Origin of the sequence: Moraxella canis (assembly GCF_002014965.1) — a bacterium.
In the GTDB taxonomy this organism is placed as follows: domain Bacteria; phylum Pseudomonadota; class Gammaproteobacteria; order Pseudomonadales; family Moraxellaceae; genus Moraxella; species Moraxella canis.
Genome location: NZ_MUXT01000008.1, coordinates 286,801 through 301,547, shown reverse-complemented (window position 1 = coordinate 301,547; position 14,747 = coordinate 286,801). Strand labels below are relative to the sequence as shown.

The 14,747-nt window shown below is 44.6% G+C and carries 16 protein-coding genes; 11 read left to right on the top strand and 5 right to left on the bottom strand.

Going from position 1 to position 14,747, the window contains the following annotated elements; genetic code table 11:
- Positions 1-30: 30 nt before the first annotated feature.
- From B0180_RS07485 to bfr (B0180_RS07475), 3 genes are all read left to right on the top strand, one after another.
- Positions 31-225 carry a (2Fe-2S)-binding protein gene (locus B0180_RS07485; RefSeq protein ID WP_049237604.1) on the top strand — a complete coding sequence of 65 codons (195 nt, stop codon included), beginning with the start codon at positions 31-33 and terminating at the stop codon, positions 223-225.
- 373 nt (positions 226-598) lie between these two features.
- Positions 599-1,093 carry a bacterioferritin gene (bfr, locus tag B0180_RS07480; RefSeq protein ID WP_078256364.1) on the top strand — a complete coding sequence of 165 codons (495 nt, stop codon included), beginning with the start codon at positions 599-601 and terminating at the stop codon, positions 1,091-1,093.
- Between the two features lie 12 nt (positions 1,094-1,105).
- Entirely contained in the window at positions 1,106-1,582 is a 477-nt protein-coding gene (gene bfr, locus B0180_RS07475; protein WP_078256363.1) for a bacterioferritin, read from the top strand.
- 93 nt (positions 1,583-1,675) lie between these two features.
- Here bfr (B0180_RS07475) and B0180_RS07470 read toward each other — a convergent pair whose 3' ends face one another.
- The 3 genes from B0180_RS07470 to dnaB are packed head-to-tail and all read right to left on the bottom strand — an operon-like array spanning position 1,676 to position 4,931.
- The gene (locus tag B0180_RS07470; protein ID WP_078256362.1) at positions 1,676-2,434 is read right to left on the bottom strand and encodes a MipA/OmpV family protein; all 759 of its coding nucleotides are present in this window, start codon (positions 2,432-2,434) and stop codon (positions 1,676-1,678) included.
- Positions 2,434-3,573 (bottom strand): alanine racemase, encoded by a 1,140-nt coding sequence (alr, locus tag B0180_RS07465; protein WP_078256361.1) that lies wholly within the window; start codon positions 3,571-3,573, stop codon positions 2,434-2,436. Before alr ends, B0180_RS07470 begins: the two co-directional genes overlap by 1 nt.
- A 20-nt stretch (positions 3,574-3,593) precedes the next feature.
- Positions 3,594-4,931, bottom strand: coding sequence for a replicative DNA helicase (gene dnaB, locus B0180_RS07460; protein ID WP_338065589.1), 1,338 nt, complete (start codon positions 4,929-4,931; stop codon positions 3,594-3,596).
- Between the two features lie 207 nt (positions 4,932-5,138).
- Between dnaB and pdxA the strand changes: the two genes are divergently transcribed.
- From pdxA to ruvA, 7 genes are all read left to right on the top strand, one after another.
- The gene (pdxA, locus tag B0180_RS07455) at positions 5,139-6,299 is read left to right on the top strand and encodes a 4-hydroxythreonine-4-phosphate dehydrogenase PdxA (RefSeq protein ID WP_078256359.1); all 1,161 of its coding nucleotides are present in this window, start codon (positions 5,139-5,141) and stop codon (positions 6,297-6,299) included.
- A 90-nt stretch (positions 6,300-6,389) separates the two neighbouring features.
- The gene (rsmA, locus tag B0180_RS07450) at positions 6,390-7,244 is read left to right on the top strand and encodes a 16S rRNA (adenine(1518)-N(6)/adenine(1519)-N(6))-dimethyltransferase RsmA (RefSeq protein WP_078256358.1); all 855 of its coding nucleotides are present in this window, start codon (positions 6,390-6,392) and stop codon (positions 7,242-7,244) included.
- Between the two features lie 18 nt (positions 7,245-7,262).
- Positions 7,263-8,108, top strand: coding sequence for a symmetrical bis(5'-nucleosyl)-tetraphosphatase (locus B0180_RS07445; protein WP_078256357.1), 846 nt, complete (start codon positions 7,263-7,265; stop codon positions 8,106-8,108).
- Between the two features lie 114 nt (positions 8,109-8,222).
- Positions 8,223-9,425 carry a phosphoglycerate kinase gene (locus B0180_RS07440; protein ID WP_078256356.1) on the top strand — a complete coding sequence of 401 codons (1,203 nt, stop codon included), beginning with the start codon at positions 8,223-8,225 and terminating at the stop codon, positions 9,423-9,425.
- Between the two features lie 158 nt (positions 9,426-9,583).
- Positions 9,584-9,874: an entericidin gene (locus tag B0180_RS07435; protein WP_078256355.1), complete on the top strand. Its 291-nt coding sequence runs from the start codon at positions 9,584-9,586 to the stop codon at positions 9,872-9,874.
- Between the two features lie 123 nt (positions 9,875-9,997).
- Positions 9,998-11,035: a class II fructose-bisphosphate aldolase gene (gene fba / locus B0180_RS07430; RefSeq protein ID WP_078256354.1), complete on the top strand. Its 1,038-nt coding sequence runs from the start codon at positions 9,998-10,000 to the stop codon at positions 11,033-11,035.
- Entirely contained in the window at positions 11,032-11,646 is a 615-nt protein-coding gene (gene ruvA, locus B0180_RS07425) for a Holliday junction branch migration protein RuvA (protein ID WP_078256353.1), read from the top strand. The genes fba and ruvA overlap by 4 nt, the downstream gene beginning before the upstream one ends.
- Positions 11,647-11,693: 47 nt before the next feature.
- Here the strand turns inward: ruvA and B0180_RS07420 are convergent, their stop codons facing one another.
- Positions 11,694-12,566 (bottom strand): LysR family transcriptional regulator, encoded by an 873-nt coding sequence (locus B0180_RS07420; protein WP_064611891.1) that lies wholly within the window; start codon positions 12,564-12,566, stop codon positions 11,694-11,696.
- A gap of 125 nt (positions 12,567-12,691) precedes the next feature.
- Complete coding sequence (locus B0180_RS07415) at positions 12,692-12,997, bottom strand: hypothetical protein (protein WP_078256352.1); 306 nt, start codon at positions 12,995-12,997, stop codon at positions 12,692-12,694.
- Between the two features lie 296 nt (positions 12,998-13,293).
- Here B0180_RS07415 and leuC point away from each other — a divergent pair, with 296 nt between their 5' ends.
- A complete protein-coding gene (gene leuC / locus B0180_RS07410) occupies positions 13,294-14,712 on the top strand; it encodes a 3-isopropylmalate dehydratase large subunit (RefSeq protein ID WP_078256351.1) in 1,419 nt (472 codons plus the stop codon).
- Positions 14,713-14,747 lie beyond the last annotated feature (35 nt).

The following is a 14,747-nucleotide window of genomic DNA, read 5'->3' as shown; positions in this document are numbered from 1 at the left end:
TCGCTATCAAAAGCCAAAAGGAGTCATCTGATGTATGTATGTATTTGTCATGATGTAAAAGACACACAGATCAAGACTGCGTTATCGGCAGGGGTATCAGGTATGGAAGGTCTTCAAGAGTCTTTATCTGTCGGTACTTGTTGCGGGTGCTGCGTACCGATGGTTCAGGACTTGATTGATGAGCATGAAGCCAGTGCGATCGCCATTGATGTGATGGCAGGTTAAGCAGTGCGGAATTATGTTTCTGAATTGTTTCTAATTTTTATTCAAATTTGACTAGGATTTATTCATCAACCAAAATCATCAAAAAAAATGAGTTGATTGATAGCTAGTCATTCATATTAATTCTCATTATAAATTGTATTTTTTATTTAAAATCATAGACTTATCATCATATTTCATAATCATCTGTGCCTGTTTGTGCGGATGATTTTTTATTTTATTTGCAAATTCTTATCAGACTGTAAAGCGTTCGCAGTTCAATAGCTCTACAAAGTCAAGATGGACGATTCAAAATTTTATGATAAGATAATTGGCAACTGTTAATTTATTTTTGAGCCGATTTATGAATCTGGCGCATTATATAAGGAGCTTTATCATGAGATCATCTCAAAAAGTCATTGATTATTTAAATTTTTTGTTGGGCGGTGAGCTAGGCGCGCGCGATCAGTATTTTATTCATTCTCAAATGTATGCGGAATGGAATTTTGGCAAATTATATGACCGCATTCATCATGAAATGGAAGATGAAACGGTGCATGCACAATTATTAATTCAGCGTATCTTGATGTTGGGCGGCAAGCCAAATATGCAAGTGAGCGAAATCAATATCGGCTCTGATGTGCCAAGCATGCTAAGAAGCGACCTTGAGTTAGAATACAGTGTTCAAGAGCACCTAAAAGAAGGTATCGCACTGTGTGAGGCAGAGCGCGATTATGTCACGCGTGATATTTTGGTGCGTCAGCTTGAAGACACCGAACAAGATCATGCCCACTGGCTTGAAAAACAGCTGCGTTTGATTGACTTGATGGGTTTACAAAACTACCTGCAAAGCATGACTGAGGACTCAGATCAGCAGGGCAGCACACACTGATAGGGGGTGGTTATGAAAGGTAATAAAGAAGTTATCCGTGCTCTAAATTCGGTCTTGGGTCAGTCGCTCATAGCCATTAACCAGTATTTTTTACATGCGCGCATCACCAAAAATTGGGGCGTCTATGGGCTTAATGAAGTGTTTTATAAGCAGTCGATCCAAGAGATGAAATGGTCTGATGAGCTGATTGAGCGAATTTTGCTTTTGGAAGGTTTGCCAAACCTACAAGAGCTTGGCAAACTGCTGATTGGTGAAGATGTTGCTGAGATTTTGGCGTGTGATCTAAAACTTGAAAAGCGTAAGCATGATGTGCTGGTCGAGGCGATTGGCATTTGCGAAAGTCATCGTGACTATGTATCGCGCGAGATTTTAGTGAAGCTTAAAGACGAAAATGAAGAGTATGAAGATTGGCTCACCACACAGCAAGAGCTGATCGAAGATATGGGCATCCAAAACTATATCCAATTAAAAGCTCAAAATGATGACTAATTCATTTTGATTAATTTAATCATTTTAGTATTAAAAAACCGCCTAAATCAAATTGGGCGGTTTTTTGTCGGCTTTGTATCATTAAAAATAGACTTAAAAATGATAATTCAGACCTAAGCGAGTTTTACTGTCAATTTTATCATCAGCCATTGGGCTATTTTTTTGGGTGCTAGATAGCCATTCGATGCGCTGATTAAAAAATGCGCTGACTTTTGGCGTGACTTGATAATTGACTGTCGCTGTGACAAAGGGCGACCAACCAGAGTCGGCTTGATAGGCGCTGCTGTTTGTTCTTAAGGCTTCGGCATCTGAGATGCCATAATAATATTGGTTGTAGTCTTTACTGTGCCAAGTTGCGCCAAACTCTGGATACACTGTCCAAGCGTCTTTATTAAAGCGGCTTAAGTGTGATAAAGTAACGGTCTGACCATCATGCCGATCAAGCACATCGGTGGTGGCTTTTGCTTTTAGTCCGCCATAGGGTGTGATGTACATATAGCTTGCATGGGCGAGCGCTGACCATTTACGCTTATCAAGCTTGCTAAGCTCTGGGGTATCGGCATCACTGGGGTCAAAGTTTTGACCATCATAAGTTAATCCCACACGCACATGATGCTTGTTATCTTTATGAGGGTAAAAACCAGCTTCGGCGCCTTCGATGTACCAGCGATGATTATCATAAAAAGCTTGTGGCATTACAGATACAGGGTCTTTGGCATGATACGCAGTGGCATTATAAGTGGCATTCACACCAATTCTTAGGCTGGCATCGGGATCAATCGGCAGGCTTTGGGCGTGCGCGACGGCTGTCAGCCCGCAGAGTGCAGCCAAGCTGAAAGTTTGGATTTTCATTAAGACTCCTTATTGGGTGAGTATGCATCCATAATACATCGCTTTGGGCGCGTGGTCAAACGGCACATCAGCTCATAGCCAATCGTCCCTGCGCACAGCGCCACTTCATCGATCGTCGGCGAATCGCCCCATAGCACCACAGGCGCGTCTATGGCAATATCAAGCCCATCAATATCAATCATAAACATATCCATGGCAACCCTGCCAATAATATTGCATAAGTGCCAATTACCTAAAGTGTCGGTCACGCTGACTTTAGCCCCCATCACCACCCTAGGATAGCCATCACCATAGCCAATGCTGACAACTGCGATCTTGTGGGGTTTTTGTGCCGCCCACAGTGCGCTATAACCGATACTATCGCCAGCTGCCAAGGTGTGGATAGCCATCACTTGTGCCGAAAGCGTCATGGCGGGCATCAGATTGAGTGCTTTGGCTGACTGATCGGCGACAGGCTTAGAGCCGTACAGAGCGATGCCAGCGCGTACCCAATCATGGTGATGATCCTTAAAATTAAAAATCCCTGCTGAGTTGCACAGACTGCCAAGGGTATCGGGCGCAAATGCCTGAATGCGTGCCAAGGCTTGATCAAATTTGCTGATTTGTAGGGCATTTAGCGGGTGTGATTTGTCATCTGCACAAGCAAAATGACTCGTCAAAATCAGCCGATAGCCTGCGTCGGTCAGCGATTTGGCAGCTAAGATAATTTGATCATCATTAAATCCCAAACGGCTCATGCCCGTATTGTATTTTAGCCAAATGGTATGACAACATTGATCTTGCTTAGGCTGGTGAGCCAATGCCCATGCCAGCTGATTTTGATGATGAATCAAGCAGCTAAAATCATGCTCAACTGCCACTTTCCATTCATCCAAGCTAAATGCACCTTCAATCAGTACGATGGGCTTTTTAACATTCATACCATCAAGTGCTTTCTTGACAGCCATGGCTTCTGATAAACACGCCACGCCAAAGCCATCAGCATGGATCAAAGCAGGGACGGTTGCCTCTATGCCATGACCGTATGCGTCGGCTTTGACCATGGCGAGTATTTTGGTGTTTGGGCTGAGCTGTTTTTTGATGACTTTCAGATTGTGCATCAAAGCATCAGGATGGATGGTGATAGAAGTGGTGCGCATAGTATTAATTATTCTTAAAATTATTCATCAATATCATAATCTTCAGGCATATCACCTGGAATCAAATCTTCAAATCTGACATATTCGCCAATGAATTTGAGCGGAACTTTACCGCGTTCACCTTGACGGTTCTTGCCGATGATGACTTCTGCCAAATGCTTGATATCGTCTTTATCTTGATGATAATAATGATGACGATATACAAATAAAATCAAGTCGGCATCTTGCTCAATTTGTCCTGACTCACGAATATCTGAAATCAAAGGTCGCTTGTTTGGGCGATCTTCAACCTTACGGTTAAGCTGAGATAGGGCGATTACAGGGCAATTAAGCTCACGCGCCAAAGCCTTTAAGCTTCGAGAGATCTCACCCATCTCATTGACTTTGTTATCGCCCATGCCAGGCACGCGCATCAGCTGCATATAGTCAATCAAAACAAAGCCCAAACCGTCAGGATGGTTTTTGGCAATCCTACGGCAAGTGGCTCTGACTTCAGAGGGGCTAAGATCTGAGCGATCATCGATATACAGATGCTTGTCTTGAAGTAGCGTGACGCCATTCATAAAACGCGCCCATTCATCTTCGCTCATGTTCGCTGACATCAAGCGCTTCATATCAATACTGCCCCACGCTGCCAGCATACGCATGGCAATCGATTCAGCAGGCATCTCCATCGAAAAAATGGCAACCGCTTTATTGGACATCAGTGCCGATTGTGCAAAATTAAGCGCCAAAGCCGTCTTGCCCATCGCTGGGCGCGCCGCCAAAATGATCAAGTTGCCATTTTGAAAGCCAAGTGTCTTATTATTAAGCTCAATAAAGCCTGTATCAAGACCGATCAAGCCATTAGGGCGTAAGCGAATGTCGTTAAGCTGCGTGACCACATTCGCCATCACATCATCAATGCGCTGTGGACCTGTTTTACTGCTGCCTTTGGCAAAGCTCTCACCGATTCGAAAAATATCCGACTCAATCGTATCCAAAATCTCTGTTACGGTCTGCTTTTTTGGATGATATGCCAAATTCAGCATGTGATTGGCGGATGAAATCAGCTGACGATACACCGACATTTCGCGGACTTTTTCGGCATAATTGATAAGATTAAAATAATTTGCTGTGCTTTGATTAATGGTAATCAAATACTCTTCGCCGCCTGCTGATGTCAGCTGCCCAATGCGGCTTAAATAATCATGCACCATGATGCTGTCATAAGGCTCATTGACGCGCGCCAAATGACTGATGGCATCAAAGATTTTCTTGTGCCTTTCACCATAAAAATCATCGGCACTGATGATATTTTCAATGTCCTCAAATGAGTCATTAATACTCATCAAGCTTGCCAAAAGTGAACGCTCCATCTCAATACTATGAGGCGGCTGAAGCGTCAGTAGGCTGTCTTTTTTATCGTTTGCGCTGGTCATGTCAGTGGTTGGCTTATGCAAAAGGTCGCACAAATACGGTGCTTATGTTTGGTAATCGATGTAAATAATGATAAAATCCGACTAGGAATATGCCATGAAAAACATTCAAATTGTACCATAAAAGCCCAGTGAGAATCTTCAAAAATGCCCAACGCCGCCAAAAATATCATAAATAAATCGCTTGACAACTTTGCTTGCCAACCGCTTAATCATGCGCCTGCCAAGCCAATGCTCATCACCACAGGCGAGCCTGCAGGCATTGGTATGGATATTGTGCTAGATGTGATCGATGGTGGCGATTTATCAGCAGGGATTTGGCTGATCACCGCTGATAAGGCGGCATTCATTGCGCGAGCCAAAGCGCTTATCCAGGTAGGCAAGCTGGTTAAAATACCTGAGTTTTGTGTGATTGATGTGCCTGATAAGATAAGTGATATAGCAGAAGACTGGCTTGCAAGTCAGATAAATTCTACACTCAAAGATCAATCCAATATCAATCACTCAGTGATTATTTTAAATATACCTTGTCATGATGAAGTCATCGCAGGTCAGTTAAATGCTGCCAACGCCGCCATGGTGGAGCGGCAGCTGTATTTGGCGCATCTCTTGGCAAAAACGCATCAGATCGGCGCCATCATCACCGCCCCATTACAAAAATCTGTGATGATTCAAGCAGGGATTCGTCTTGATAATGGGGAGATGTTTAGCGGTCATACCGAATATTTTATGCACAAATCAAGCTGTCACAAAGTTGTGATGATGCTCGCCAATCGCATGATGAAAGTAGCACTGGTGACGACACACTTGCCGCTCAAAGCTGTGCCTGATGCCATCACCGCTGATGAAATTAAGGCGACGGTAAGAATTACCCATCAAGGATTGGTTGAACAATTTGGCATCTCATCACCCAAAATCTTAGTATGCGGTCTCAATCCCCATGCTGGCGAAGAAGGGCATTTGGGCGATGAAGAAATTCGTATCATTAATCCTGCTTTAGAAGATCTGATGACCCAAGGGATGAATATTTCTTATGCCATGCCTGCTGACACGCTATTTACGCCGCAGCACTTGGCGGACTGTGATGCTGTGATTGCTATGTATCACGACCAAGGTCTTGCGCCGCTTAAGTCGCACGGGTTTGGGGATACGGTGAATATCACCTTAGGCTTGCCTTATGTGCGCACATCGGTTGATCATGGGACTGCGCTGGATTTGGCAGGCACAGGCAAAGCATCTAGCAGCAGCCTAAAGCAAGCGATTTTTTATGCTTATAAAATGTCAATGTCTGACTTTGATTCAGCCTAAACTCACAAAATTCATCACGAAAATTTTCACAATCACTATCGAAACATGATATGATTGTCACAATTTTAATTCAGCTTCAAATCACTGATTATGCATATCATCCCAAAGTCTCCACAGCAAGCCAAGCACGCACCGCGTAAGCGTTTTGGTCAAAATTTTTTACACGATACCAACGTCATCGCTCAGATTGTGACTGCCATTCGGTTGGATAGACAGGATAATTTATTGGAGATCGGACCGGGTTTGGGCGCACTGACTGAGCCTTTGCTTGCGGAAGTTGATGGCATGACGGTGATTGAACTTGACCGAGATTTGGCATCACAGCTAAAGATAAATATTGGTGCCAATAGCCATCCTGATTTTACGATCATCAATGACAATGCCATGCATGTCGATTATCGTGCATTAGCGGAGCGCATTGGTAAAGGGGCTTTTCGTGTTGTTGGGAATTTGCCTTATAATATTTCTACACCGATCTTGTTTCGCTTGCTTGAATTTAGTGATGTGATCCAAGATATGCACTTTATGCTCCAAAAAGAAGTGGTAGATCGCATCACTGCCGAGCCTAATTCAAAAGAATACGGCAGGTTGTCAGTCATCATGCAGTACTATTGCCAGTCGGACTATCTGCTCACCGTCCCAAAAGGGGCGTTCAATCCGCCACCAAAAGTCACCAGTGCGGTTTTTCGCCTAACGCCTTATAAAACCAAGCCTATCGCCGCGATGGATGAGTCGGTATTTGCTTTGGTGGTGCGTGAAAACTTTAATCATCGGCGTAAGACTTTGAGAGCGATTTTTAAGTCCAATGGTCTTTTGCCGACTTTGGATGAAGCAGAGTTTGAGAAAATTGGTATCAGCTCAAGCGCACGCCCTGAGACGCTGAGCGTGCGTGAGTTTGCTTTACTGTCTGACTTAGTCGTCAAAACCCGTCAGTCATCGTCATAAATCACATCATTGCTGAGTATGAATACAGAACGAAAACACTACCGCCATCAATATGTCATCGGTGACTTACAAGGCTGCTTTGGCGCGTTTAATGAATTACTAAGCGCTTTGAATTTTGATGAAACTCAAGACAAGCTTTGGCTTGCAGGCGACATTGTGGCACGCGGCGAAGATTCACTTGCCACTCTTAGGGAAGTAAAACGCCTATCAGACATTGGTGCACTGACCACCGTGCTTGGCAATCATGACATTACCCTGATCGCCACTTGGCGCGGTGTCTTAGCTCCCAAGCCAAAAGACAAGACGCTGCCGATCTTTGAGGCGCCTGACTGCGATGAGCTGCTCAACTGGCTTCGGCAGCAGCCGCTTTTGGTGTTCCCAGATCATAAGACCGTATTAACCCATGCAGGTATTCCACCAAATTGGTCTATCACTGAGGCGGCAGGCTACGCCAAAGAGCTTGAAAAGCAGCTGTCAGGTAGCCTAAGACAGCTAGATCGATTATTGCCAAATCTTTATAGCAAAAAAAGCGAAGAATGGTCGGATGACTTAAATGGCTACCAAAGAATGCGCGCCATAGCCAACTATTTTACCCGCATGCGCCTTTGCACCAAATCAGGACTCTTAGAGTTTTCTTTCAAAGAATCGCTTGAAGATGACATGCCGATGGATTTTCGCCCTTGGTTTTTGTGGTTTGCGGTGCGCGAAAGACGCATTTTATTTGGGCATTGGGCGGCTTTAAAAGCCGAGGTAGATACCAAATTCGTGCGCGCGCTTGATGGTGGCTGTGTCTGGGGCGGCAAGCTTGTGGCTTATCGGCTCAGTGATGGTGCGGTGATCTCCGTGGGTGCTCACTGTTCGTGATCGTGTGAGATGACAGGGTTGCCAATCACCCGAAATTTCATTTATAATTTAGTGTTGGTTTTAGATTTTATATCTAAATTTTTTAATTTTTTTTAAGTTATGCAGAGGGTATTTATGGCAATCTTAACCATGAAAGAGTTGGATTTGGCAGGCAAGCGCGTGTTAATTCGTGAGGATTTAAATGTCCCTATCAAAGATGGCGTCATCACCAGCGATGTGCGACTGCAAGCTGCTTTACCAACCCTAAAGGATGCCTTAGCAAAAGGCGCTGCGGTGTTGGTGGCGTCACATTTGGGTCGCCCAACTGAAGGCGAATCTGACCAAAAATACTCACTGTCGCCTGTTGCTGAATATTTATCAAAGCATTTGGATGCGCCAGTGCGCTTTGAGGCTGAGTATTTGGATGGCGTAGAAGTGGCAGCAGGAGAATTGGTCTTGCTTGAAAATGTACGCTTTAATGTCGGCGAGAAGAAAAATTCTGATGAATTGTCAAAAGCTTACGCCAATCTTTGTGATGTTTTTGTGATGGATGCTTTTGGCACCGCGCACCGCGCTCAGGCATCAACCGAGGGCGTGATTCGTGCCGCCATTGAGCAAGGCAAGCAAGTTTGCTCGGGCAATTTATTAACTGAAGAATTAAATGCCCTGTCAAGAGCCCTTGACAATCCTGCCGCGCCAGTGCTTGCGATTGTTGGCGGCTCCAAAGTCTCAACCAAGCTTGATGTGCTGACAAGCCTTGCCCAAAAATGTGATAGTATCGTCGTTGGCGGTGGTATCGCCAATACCTTTTTGGCAGCGACAGGCGTAAATGTGGGTGCTTCTTTGTATGAGCCGGATTTGATTGACACCGCCAAAGAAATCATGAAAAAAACCAATATTTTGTTGCCCTCTGAAGTGGTGGTGGCTGACAAAAACGAGATCGATTTTGGTGACTTTTTAGATTCGCTTGAAAAGGCGAAGGCAACTGTCAAGCCTGTTAATGAACTTGGCGATACGGACATGATTTTGGATATCTCAAAAGCAAGCGCTGACGAGATCGCCAAGCACATTCATGAGGCTGCGACCATTTTATGGAATGGACCTGTGGGCGTTTTTGAAGTGGATAAATTTGGCACAGGGACACAGGTGCTATCTATGGCAGTCAAAGATTCATCAGGCTTTAGCATCGCAGGCGGCGGTGATACATTGGCAGCGATTGATAAATATCAAGTGGCGGATGAGGTCAGTTATCTATCTACAGGCGGCGGTGCTTTTTTAGAGTTTGTGGAGGGTAAAACCCTACCTGCGATTGCGGCGCTTGATTTAGCATCTGCTTAAATGTTCATTTATTATATGTAAACTTAAGGCATTGTTACAAGCTCTGTTATTTTTTGTTGCATTATTAAATTCAGGGCTTGTCAAATGGCGGTCAGCTGACTAAACTAGTGATATTTGGATACTTTAATAACTTCAAAACGCACAAGAGAGAATAACACATGAAAAAAATCTTACCTGCCGCCGCTTTCGCTGTTTTGTTGGCTGCTTGTAGCCAACAAACCCAAGATTCAGCCAGTCAAGCTGCATCATCAGCCGCTGAGGACACCAAAGCAAATACCGCCGTTGTCGCCCAAGAAGCAGAAGCGGCGGCACAGGCGACAGGTAGTGCGGTTGAAAATGCTGCAGAGACGGCATCTAATGCCGCTAAAAACCTTGGTGCAGCTGTTACTGAAGCGACTACTAATGATCAATCTGCCGAAGCCAGAGCACCTGAAGATCAGCAGTATTAATTTGTCCTAATTTTACTGAAAGTCGACCTTTGAGGTCGGCTTTTTTATTGCAATTAACTTGGTGCAAAATCTTAGCTTATGGTATAATCCACCTATATTTTTTATTATTTTTAGGAGACTATTATGGCATTGGTTTCTCTACGCCAATTATTAGATCACGCAGGCGAGCATAGTTATGGTTTGCCCGCGTTTAATGTCAATAACCTAGAGCAAATGCGCGCCATCATGATGGCCGCCGATAAAACCGATTCTCCCGTGATCGTACAAGCTTCTGCAGGTGCGCGCAAATACGCTGGTGCACCATTTTTGCGCCATTTGATTTTATCGGCGATTGAAGAGTGGCCTCATATTCCTGTGGTCATGCATCAGGATCATGGCACCAGTCCTGCGGTTTGTCAGCGCTCCATTCAGTTGGGATTTAGCTCAGTGATGATGGATGGATCATTACGAGAAGACGGTAAGACACCAGCTGATTATGACTACAATGTCGCAGTAACACGAGAAGTTGTTAAGATGGCACATGCTTGTGGTGTGTCTGTCGAAGGTGAGATCGGTGTGCTTGGTAGTCTTGAGACTGGCATGGCAGGCGAGGAAGATGGTGTGGGCGCCGAAGGTGTCTTGGATCACAGTCAGCTACTTACTTCTGTAGAAGAAGCGCGCCGATTTGTCGCTGATACGAATGTGGATGCGCTTGCCATCGCGGTTGGTACTTCTCATGGTGCTTACAAATTCACTCGCCCACCAACAGGTGATATTTTGGCGATTGATCGTATTAAAGAAATTCACGAAGCTCTGCCAAATACTCATATTGTCATGCATGGCTCAAGCTCAGTCCCTCAAGAATGGCTAAAAATTATCAACGAAAACGGTGGTAATATTGGTGAAACTTATGGCGTTCCTGTTGAGCAGCTGGTTGAGGCGATCAAGCATGGCGTGCGTAAAATCAATATCGATACCGACTTACGCTTGGCAAGCACAGGCGCAATCCGCAAGTTTTTGAATGATCATCCAGCGGAGTTTGATCCGCGTAAATATCTGGCAGCGTCAATGAAGGCGATGGAAGAGATTTGTGTTGCTCGCTACGAAGCTTTCGGTGCTGCAGGTAACGCAAGCAAGATTCGCCCAATCAGCTTAGAAAAAATGGTTGATTATTATCAATGATCAGTATGATCTCAGGTCAGGTGCAGTACCTTAATGCACCTGTGGCTTGTATTATGACGTCAAGTGGTGTGGGTTACGAGATCGAGTTTCCCATACCTAGCTTTTGTCAGCTGACCATTGGTGTGCAGACTGCTATCTATGTACATCACCATGTCCGCGAAGATGCCATGAGCTTGTTTGGCTTTGTGGATCGTCATGACCGTGATATTTTTAGAAAACTTATCAAAATCAATGGCGTAGGCGCTAAAATGGCGTTGGCAATGTTGTCAACCCTGAGCGCTGCCGAGATCAAACATGCCGTTGAAACAGATTATGATTCAGCTTTGGTGCGTGTGCCCGGTATCGGCAAAAAAACCGCTCAGCGTATTTTGCTTGATTTGAAAGGTAGGCTCAATGAGTTTGGGGAAATGCAGCCAATGACAGCAGAAGGCTTATTTGACAAGTCCGCCGATAACTCCATGCTGATCATCGCTGAAGTTGAAAGTGCTTTGATGAATTTGGGTTATAAAGAAAAGGAAGCGCAAGCAGCCATCAAAAATGCTCAATCCGATGAGATCAACAATACTTCTGATCTACTAAAAGCAGCACTGCGTCAGCTTTCGGGATTTTAAAGATATTAAGCATAAAAAACCAGCCGTCTCATTTGGCTGGTTTTTTATTAGTCATCGATAGATAGCATGGATAATAAAGCTTGCATGCTGGCGGATCGAGTCAAATTGGGATTGGTAACCAAACCTAAATGCCTTTGAAGCTCGATATTTTCTGCCATATCAATTTTGATCAAGTCCTGGTTAATCAGCGTTTCGGGTAATACTGACCAGCCCAAGCCGACCGAGACGAGCATACGAATGGACTCCAGAGGATTGGTGCTCATGGTCGCATATGGGCGTAAATTATGCTTGGCAAATTCAGCCAAAGTGATCTGACTGGTGAAGGTATTGGCAGCTGGCAAAATCGCTGGATAATGCGCCAACTGAAGTAAACTGACCTTGGATTTTTGAGCCAAAGGGCTAAGCGTGCCTGTCACAAAATATAAAGGATCGCTCCATAGGGTATGATAATTTAGGCGTCGATCATAGGTCGGCGGCAGTGTCAAGAAAGCCAAAGAAATTTCACCTTCAAGCACTGCCTTATGAGCTTCTTCAGAATCAACAAACCGAACTTCAAGCTGAACCGCCGGATAGGTCTGAATAAATCTTTTAAGCACCGGCGCAAGGTGGTGAAGTCCAATATGATGACTGGTACCAATCACCAATCGACCAGAAGCGACTTCTTTGGCGTGTTGCAAGCTTGCCTTACAGGCTTCGTAATCGTCAAGCCATCGCCGTACAAAAGGAAGTAAATCATGTGCAGCAGCCGTTGGGATAATGCTGCGACCAACCGTATCAAACAACACCGTCCCAAATTCATCTTCCAGATTTTTAATGCGCTTACTCACGGCAGGCTGCGTGATATAAAGCTTTTCGGCAGCACCAGAGATGCTACCTGTCTGCATGACTGCTACAAAAGTAGCAAGATTTGTGGTATTCATCGCTTAACCCAACATATCAATAAATGTCAGCATATTGCTGTGTTAATATTAGCTTAATATATTCCAAAAAGTTTTGCAATAAAAATTTTAAGGAATGATTATTGTCAAGCTTCAGCGATCAAGGATTATTCATTATAAAAATCATTGGCTTTATATAAAAGCATCAATAAAGAAGCGTAGCAAAAAATGCTGATCAAACATAACACCAAAAATGCCAAGCCAGTTCTATCGACTGAGCCTGTGGCGCTAAATGGATTGTAAATCACGCCGTCGCCCCAAAACAGCCAATTAATTAAAATTTGGCATAAAAAACCAATCAAGCAGAGTCTTACGATGACTTTTTGTGAACGCACGCCATGACGACGAGTGATATATAATCCGACCGATAAAATAAAGAAAAATATCACTGCCGAAACAAAGTAGATGAGCACAGTTTGACTCCTAATAAAGCACACAAGGCTAAGAAAATACCGATCAATCGTTATTACCTAAATTAACAAAAATTTACCAAATGTACAATAACTAAGTGATGAATATTCTTAGACGGTCAAATTAACCATTCTAAAAAGTTTTTAAATTTATAAAAAATATAAATTATTATTATTAATTATCTTTTGCTATAATTCTGATTATCAATTAAACTGAGTGGCATTGGCAGCTACATAGCCACCGCATCACTTAGGTGTATTAACAAAGGCTTTTAGCCAGTGGATTTGGAGAATAAACTATGGCAGGCAAAACCCTATACGACAAGCTTTGGGATGATCACTTGGTCAAGCAGCGTGATGACGGCTCATCACTGATTTATATTGACCGTCAGCTTTTGCATGAAGTGACATCACCACAGGCTTTTGAAGGTTTACAGTTGGCAAATCGTACGCCGTGGCGTCTGTCGGCGAACATCGCTACTCCTGACCATAATGTGCCCACTTCCAAAAAAGAGCGTGAGCAAGGCATTGACGGCATCAAAGATGAAACTTCACGCATTCAGGTGCAAACGCTTGATGACAATTGCAACACCTTTAATATCGTAGAGTTTGGCATCAATGACATTCGTCAAGGCATCGTGCACGTTGTAGGACCAGAGCAGGGCTTGACCTTACCAGGCATGACCGTGGTCTGCGGCGATAGCCATACTGCCACGCATGGGGCGTTGGGCTGCTTGGCTCATGGCATTGGCACATCAGAAGTAGAGCATGTGCTTGCCACACAGTGCTTGGTCGCCAAAAAAATGAAAAACATGCTTGTGCGTGTGGACGGCAAATTGGGCAAGGGCGTAACGCCAAAAGATGTGGTGCTTGCCATTATCGGTAAAATCGGCACAGCAGGTGGTACAGGCTATGCCATAGAATTTGGCGGTCAGGTGTTTCGCGACATGTCCATAGAAGGGCGGATGACCGTGTGTAATATGGCAATCGAAGGCGGTGCGCGTGTCGGCTTGGTGGCGGTGGATGATAAGACCATTGAGTATGTCAAAGACCGACCTTATGCCCCCACAGGCGACAACTGGGAAAAGGCGGTCAGCTACTGGAATACTTTGCATTCTGATGAAGATGCTTATTTTGATACCGTCATTGTGATGAATGGCGAAGACATTGAGCCGCAAGTCTCTTGGGGTACATCGCCTGAAATGGTCATTGCCGTTACCCAAAATGTGCCAACCCTTGAACAAGCAAAAGACGATGTACAGCGTAACGACTGGACACGAGCCTATGAGTATATGGGTCTGACGGCAGGACAGGCATTGGCGGATATCAAGCTTGACCGTGTGTTCATCGGCTCATGCACCAACTCACGCATCGAAGACATCCGAGCTGCTGCTGATGTGGTCAAAGGTCGCAAGGTAGCAAGCAGTGTCAAGCAAGCGATGATTGTGCCAGGTTCAGGACTGGTCAAGCAGCAAGCCGAAAGCGAAGGTTTGGATAAAATCTTCCTTGATGCAGGGTTTGAATGGCGAGAGCCAGGCTGCTCAATGTGTCTTGCCATGAATGCCGATAAACTTGAACCCCAAGAGCACTGTGCCAGCACATCTAACCGCAATTTTGAAGGTCGCCAAGGTAATGGCGGACGCACGCACTTGGTGTCGCCTGCCATGGCAGCGGCAGCAGCGATTGCAGGGCATTTTGTGGATGTGCGGTCGTTTTAGTGTCTAAATAAGTTTAGGATACTTAATCACGGGTT

Excerpts from the sequence above, each read along its gene's own strand:
- B0180_RS07470 (WP_078256362.1), bottom strand. The coding sequence starts at position 2,434 with ATGAAAATCCAAACTTTCAGCTTGGCTGCACTCTGCGGGCTGACAGCC.
- alr (WP_078256361.1), bottom strand. The coding sequence starts at position 3,573 with ATGCGCACCACTTCTATCACCATCCATCCTGATGCTTTGATGCACAAT.
- B0180_RS07485 (WP_049237604.1), top strand. The coding sequence starts at position 31 with ATGTATGTATGTATTTGTCATGATGTAAAAGACACACAGATCAAGACT.
- B0180_RS07445 (WP_078256357.1), top strand. The coding sequence starts at position 7,263 with ATGAATACAGAACGAAAACACTACCGCCATCAATATGTCATCGGTGAC.
- dnaB (WP_338065589.1), bottom strand. The coding sequence starts at position 4,931 with ATGGAGCGTTCACTTTTGGCAAGCTTGATGAGTATTAATGACTCATTT.
- pdxA (WP_078256359.1), top strand. The coding sequence starts at position 5,139 with ATGCCCAACGCCGCCAAAAATATCATAAATAAATCGCTTGACAACTTT.
- bfr (WP_078256363.1), top strand. The coding sequence starts at position 1,106 with ATGAAAGGTAATAAAGAAGTTATCCGTGCTCTAAATTCGGTCTTGGGT.
- rsmA (WP_078256358.1), top strand. The coding sequence starts at position 6,390 with ATGCATATCATCCCAAAGTCTCCACAGCAAGCCAAGCACGCACCGCGT.
- ruvA (WP_078256353.1), top strand. The coding sequence starts at position 11,032 with ATGATCAGTATGATCTCAGGTCAGGTGCAGTACCTTAATGCACCTGTG.
- B0180_RS07440 (WP_078256356.1), top strand. The coding sequence starts at position 8,223 with ATGGCAATCTTAACCATGAAAGAGTTGGATTTGGCAGGCAAGCGCGTG.
- B0180_RS07420 (WP_064611891.1), bottom strand. The coding sequence starts at position 12,566 with ATGAATACCACAAATCTTGCTACTTTTGTAGCAGTCATGCAGACAGGT.
- bfr (WP_078256364.1), top strand. The coding sequence starts at position 599 with ATGAGATCATCTCAAAAAGTCATTGATTATTTAAATTTTTTGTTGGGC.
- B0180_RS07435 (WP_078256355.1), top strand. The coding sequence starts at position 9,584 with ATGAAAAAAATCTTACCTGCCGCCGCTTTCGCTGTTTTGTTGGCTGCT.
- leuC (WP_078256351.1), top strand. The coding sequence starts at position 13,294 with ATGGCAGGCAAAACCCTATACGACAAGCTTTGGGATGATCACTTGGTC.
- fba (WP_078256354.1), top strand. The coding sequence starts at position 9,998 with ATGGCATTGGTTTCTCTACGCCAATTATTAGATCACGCAGGCGAGCAT.